Genomic DNA, 5,563 nt, shown 5'->3' with positions numbered 1-5,563 from the left:
CCTGGCGTCAGTGCCTGCCAGGGTTCGACAAAAGGATGGTTTTCCCGAACTAACCAGACGCCACAAGGGTTTGCGGGCAGGCGCTGGGCTTAAGTGCACTTTCTGTTCCGTTGCTCCCCAAACCCCATCCTCAGATCAAACAGCACGTAGGACAACTCTCGGGCCACACGGAAGCATTTCCCAGGCAGAACGTCAGTGTGAGGAAGGAACTCCGAAAAATCCTTCGCAATGGCTAACGCTACAGCCGGCAAGTCGATGAAGTGAGAGGGCTCTAGCTCTAGGGGGTAGTTCGATAAGCCACGCGAAACCGAGTTTGTCCGCTCCATTGCTTCGCGGAATAAACGGATGTACTCCTCCATCGGGATGTCGCTCTACAACTGGTCATGGGGGAGCGAAGATACAGCGGGACCTTCTCCAAAAAAATAGGAAGCGGCCGGTTTCGCATTGTTTGCTGCGATAAGAAACCCGCAGAGTCATCGTGCAAGCCATCTCGGAATGAGGGCTTACACATGGTTGATCCCAGACATTCGGCCGCAGCTGCCCGGGGCTGCATCCAGGCCGGCGCTCTGCTATTTGCGATTGCCCTTGCGGGCTGCGCCCAATCGACACATAGGTCAGAGTCTGGAGCATCAGCAGGGACTGGCAACGCCAGCCGCGTCCCTGAGCAAGTGCGGCCTGATCTCTATCCCAATGGGGCTGCGCCGGTACCGGAGCCGGTAGTGCGGTATGGACGGTACACACTGGTCAGTACCTCTCCCAGGGCTGAGCAGCGAGATCTGCTAAGTCAGATCATCGATGTCACCGTTCCGCAGTCGATGAACCCTAGCGTTCACGATGCAATGAGCTACGTGCTGCAACGCTCTGGATACCGTCTCTGCCCTGCGACTGATGAGATCAAGGTGCTTTACGGACTGCCCTTGCCGGCCTCGCAATATCAGCTTGGGCCTATGACGCTGCGGAATACTGTTCAGGTCCTTGCTGGACCCGCATGGCAGGTCATTGTCGACGAGGTCTCGCGCAACATCTGCTTCGAGAAGCGTCCAGGATATGAGCGTATCGCTACACCTACTCCGTTGGTGAATGCTTCTGCCACCCAAGTGGAAGGGGGTGCCCGATGACTCCCCCCATGGCGCCGGAGGAGCGCCGAGTAGCTGATCGTCGTGCTCAACCGAAGAAGTCGCCCGCTTTGCTAATCGCGATCGGGGCGGCGTTCGTTCTGCTAGCTGCTTGGGGTGGGGTTCAGCAATGGCAGATCGGGCGTTTATCCAGCGCGCAACAAGACAAGCGACTTGAGCTGCAGATCAAAGGAGTCAATGAGCACCTGGCCCTAGTGGACGAAGAGCTGACAGGCATTGTCGATCGCCAGAAACAGGTGCTGCAGCGGAGTGATTTCGAATCGGCACATGCCGCACTGACTCGGCAGTTCGAGACGCTCAAGAAGCAGGTCGAATCGCTCCGCAGTGACGACAGTACTGCTCGCGATCTGCTTGCCCTCACAGCGCAGATTGAGACCTTGCAGACCGGCATGGATGCGTTGGGCAAACGCGTAGCTGCACTCTCAGTGCGCAAACCACCAGCTCAAACCCAGCCTGTCTCACGTCCAACCCAGAAGAAGCCGGCACCGAAGCCCGTAGTACTCACTCCCCCCTTCGACGTGGTGGGGATTGAGGTGCGCGGCGGTGAACGATTTCTCTCTATCGCTCCTGTCGGTAGCACCAGGCTTGACCAGATCTCGCTGATCCGCCCCGGGGACATCAGGCAGTCCTGGAGGCTGGAACGAATCGGCACTAAAACCGCTGAGTTTGATGTGCGCGGGACCGAACAAGTCGTCTTTCTTCGATAGGTAGGAGCTCACATGCGCTTCGTTCGTATCCTCCCCCTGCTGCTTGCGCTCACCTCAACGGTTCACGCTGATGGTTCGTCCTCGACGATGGTGGACAGTCAAATCCGTAACACCGAGCTCGCACGCACCGCAGAGGAGAAAGCTGCCGAGTGGGGCCTGACGGCCGAGGATTGGAAGCGATACCAAGAGTTGATGGACGGGCCGAGGGGAATCTATTCGCCAGGCCTCGATCCGGTATCCGTGCTAGGTATCGAAGCGCGCACTGACGAGGAGCGCATGCATTACGCGCGGATTCAGGCACAGATGGAGACGCAGCGGATGCAGAAGGAGCTTCTGTATCAACGTGCTTACGACGAAGCTGTAGGCGTCGTTGTGCAAGGGCAGCAGGTGGTAAACCTCAAGCCTGAAAAGCCTATGTTCAGTAGCTCGGAAGCAAGGCTTCCCGCCTCTGGTGGGAGTGGCCGGCTAGCTCTCTTCGTGGCCAGTGATTGTGCTCCATGCGTTCAGAAGGCTATCGCTCTGCAGCGGTCAAACACTCCCTTTGATATATACGTGGTAGGCAGCGAAGGTGACGATTCTAAGGTTCGCAGCTGGGCACGGAGTGCTGGGATCGAACCGGAGAGGGTCCGTAGCCGGCAAATCACTCTGAATCACGACGAAGGGCGCTGGGCGGAACTACAAGAGAGTTCGGACGCAAAACTCGGCGCTGACTTGCCGTTGGCCCTCAGATTCGCCAACGGAAAGTGGGTGCTCCAATGAGGACATTTGCGAGCATCGCGCTTACGGGATTGCTGGCCCCGGCGATATTTGCTGCGGAAACCCCTCCCCCTGCCTACCAGCTGGCTGCGCAATCGGTTGGCGTGCCGTCAACAGTGTTGTTCTCACTCGCCCTGCAGGAATCAGGGACGAGGCTTAACGGGCGATACATTCCTTGGCCGTGGACGTTGAACATAGCTGGGGAGCCGTTCCGGTTCGCCACTCGCAGTGCTGCTTGCACTGCTCTGCTTATCGGTATCCAGGAAGTCGGCGCCAAGCGAGTCGACGCAGGGATAGGCCAGGTGAACATCGGCTGGAACGGCCATCATTTCAAGACTCCGTGCGATGCACTGGACCCTTATCAAAACCTGCTGGTCAGCGCGCAAATCTTGCGGGGCTGGTACGACGAAACAGGTGACTGGACTGCCGCTGCTGGTAAATACCATCGTCCTGCAGGTGGCGAGGCCGCCGCGCGTTACCGCCTAGCGTTCGGTAAACAGCTTCAGCGCGTCGCAGGAGACAAGCTGACGACTCTAGTGGTGACGAACCCATGAAAACGGCGACTCATTCCAGGGGGGGGCTCCCTACGCGTCGTGCACGCATGTCGTTATGCATTGGCGGAGCGCTGGTACTGGCCTGCGGGTTTGCTACTGCGGATTTGAAGGTGATCGAGGACCGTGGAGGCGAGGATGCTTCCCTCTATTACGAAGCGCTAGGCGGCAAGCCCGCAGCCAGGGCACAGGGGCAACCCCTGCGACAAATTTCCGAAGCGAACATGCTCCCAGTTCGCGCTCAGCGCGTCACCCCAGGCCGGGTCCAGAGGAGAGAGATAAATGCCCCGGGTCTGCGGCCCTTCTTCATGGTTGGCGATGATGACCTGTCGAGACAGTGGCTCGTTGAGCGAAGCGAGGCGTTGAGCGCCATGGGAGCCGTGGGCATGGTCGTGAATGTGGAAACAGCTGGGCGACTCGCTCAGTTGAGGGCGCTCGCTCCTGACTTGAGGATGGTGCCGGCCGCGGGAGATGACGTTGCCGAGCGTTTGGGGCTCGACCATTACCCCGTCCTGATTACTGCCAAAAGCGTAGAGCAATAACATGCCAGTCAAACAACACGCGATCGAGGCGCTACTGAGGCCTCCCGTTGAGCTTTATACGGTGTTCGTCTGTTTCTGCGGCGCCTTCCTGAGCATCTACTCACCATGGGCGCTCGCTTTGTCACCGGAGTTCGGTTACGTCACTGCGGTTTTCTTCCTTGCGTTTGGGGGCGTCCGGCTGAGGCAAGGGCTGACTGTGCTCCGGTACCAACGCAACATACGTCGCCTCCCCCGCTACGTGATGACTAGCAAGCAGGTTCCGGTCAGTAACAAGCGCCTTTTCATTGGCCGTGGCTTTCGGTGGGAGCAGAAGCACACCCAACGGCTGATTCAGACCTTCCGACCTGAGTACCGCAACTACGTCGAGCCTCGCAGCTCATACCTCTTCGCAAGACGGCTGGAGGAAAAGCTTGAGCGGGCGCCCTTCCCCATAAGTCTGTTGCCAAAGCTGACAAGCTGGGATGTTTGGTGCAATCCCGTACGCCCCCTCCCGCCTGTCGGAGGGAGCCCTCGCCTCCACGGCATAGAGCCAGACGAGGTTGAGGTTTCGCTTCCACTTGGCGAGCGGGTTGGCCATACCTTGGTACTCGGCACGACTCGCGTCGGCAAGACCCGCCTTGCAGAGGTGTTCGTCACCCAGGATATACGTCGAGGCGAAGTGACCATCGTCTTTGATCCGAAAGGCGATGCGGATCTGCTCAAGCGAATGTACATCGAGGCCAAGCGTGCCGGCAGGCTCGGCGAATTCTACGTCTTTCACCTTGGGTGGCCTGACCACTCTGCCAGGTACAACGCTGTTGGCCGCTTCGGACGTATCTCCGAGGTGGCAAGCAGGATCGCCGGTCAGCTGCCTAGCGAAGGCAACAGCGCTGCGTTCAAGGAGTTCTCCTGGCGGTTCGTGAACATCATTGCGAGGGCTCTAAACGAGCTGGGTCAGCGGCCTGACTATACAAAGATCCAGCGACACGTCATCAACATCGAGGGTTTGTTCCTGGAATACAGCCAGAAATACTTCGACAGCCGAGACCCGAAGGCCTGGGAAAAGATTGTGGCGATCGAGGGGAAGCTCAACGAAAAGAACATCCCGTTCAACATGAAGGGCAAGCCGATCCGGGTTGTTGCGATCGATCAGTACCTGTCCCAGACGCGAGTCGAGGATCCGGTAATGGATGGGTTGCGGAGCGCAGTGCGCTACGACAAGACCTATTTCGACAAGATCGTCGCTTCCCTGCTCCCCTTGTTGGAGAAGCTGACTACTGGGCGGATGGCTGAGCTCATATCGCCGGACTACAACGATTTGAATGATCCGCGACCGATCTTTGACTGGATGCAGATCGTCCGAAAGCGCGGAGTCGTTTACATCGGACTGGATGCGCTATCCGACCCTGAGGTAGCAGCGGCTGTAGGCAACTCCATGTTTTCGGATCTGGTTTCCGTTGCGGGCCACATCTACAAGTACGGCGTCGACGATGGTTTGCCTGGGGCAGATGGGGGGTCTAAAACGCCGATCAACCTCCACGCGGACGAGTTCAACGAACTCATGGGCAATGAGTTCATTCCCATGATCAACAAGGGTGGCGGTGCTGGAATCCAAGTCACCGCTTATACCCAGACCATGAGCGATATCGAGGCGAAGATCGGCAACAAAGCCAAAGCAGGCCAGGTGATCGGTAACTTCAACAACCTCTTCATGCTTCGCGTTCGCGAAACCGCCACCGCAGAGCTGCTGACAAGCCAGTTAAGCGTAAGCGTCCGCTCTCTACCGTCTTGACCCTCAGACTTTAATCCGCTTCAGACGCTGATTGATGTCGTCGCGGTCAAATGCCGTGGGATCGAAGGTATCGCCGTACCAGTCGAGCATGTCCAAGTAT

The 5,563-nt window shown here is 58.1% G+C and carries 5 protein-coding genes and 1 pseudogene; all 6 read left to right on the top strand.

Annotation, left to right across the window (positions count from 1 at the left end):
- Nucleotides 1–383: 383 nt before the first annotated feature.
- Nucleotides 384–1,118: a PFGI-1 class ICE element type IV pilus protein PilL2 gene (pilL2, locus tag IEG05_RS22745; protein WP_376748108.1), complete on the top strand. Its 735-nt coding sequence runs from the start codon at nt 384–386 to the stop codon at nt 1,116–1,118.
- Nucleotides 1,115–1,843, top strand: a complete 729-nt coding sequence (locus IEG05_RS22740) for a hypothetical protein (RefSeq protein WP_125884082.1) — start codon at nt 1,115–1,117, stop codon at nt 1,841–1,843. The genes pilL2 and IEG05_RS22740 overlap by 4 nt, the downstream gene beginning before the upstream one ends.
- A gap of 12 nt (nt 1,844–1,855) precedes the next feature.
- Entirely contained in the window at nt 1,856–2,602 is a 747-nt protein-coding gene (locus tag IEG05_RS22735; RefSeq protein WP_191122766.1) for a TIGR03759 family integrating conjugative element protein, read from the top strand.
- Nucleotides 2,599–3,153: a lysozyme family protein gene (locus IEG05_RS22730; RefSeq protein WP_191122765.1), complete on the top strand. Its 555-nt coding sequence runs from the start codon at nt 2,599–2,601 to the stop codon at nt 3,151–3,153. The genes IEG05_RS22735 and IEG05_RS22730 overlap by 4 nt, the downstream gene beginning before the upstream one ends.
- The gene (locus IEG05_RS22725) at nt 3,150–3,692 is read left to right on the top strand and encodes an integrating conjugative element protein (RefSeq protein ID WP_336509766.1); all 543 of its coding nucleotides are present in this window, start codon (nt 3,150–3,152) and stop codon (nt 3,690–3,692) included. Before IEG05_RS22730 ends, IEG05_RS22725 begins: the two co-directional genes overlap by 4 nt.
- Nucleotide 3,693: 1 nt before the next feature.
- Nucleotides 3,694–5,433 (top strand): annotated as a pseudogene (traD, locus tag IEG05_RS22720) (type IV conjugative transfer system coupling protein TraD); the annotation flags it as partial.
- Nucleotides 5,434–5,563 lie beyond the last annotated feature (130 nt).

The sequence above is a fragment of the Stutzerimonas kunmingensis genome (genome assembly GCF_014764705.1).
Lineage (GTDB): Bacteria > Pseudomonadota > Gammaproteobacteria > Pseudomonadales > Pseudomonadaceae > Stutzerimonas.
The sequence above is the reverse complement of the archived record's forward strand: the minus strand, read 5'-3'. Positions and strand labels throughout refer to the sequence as shown.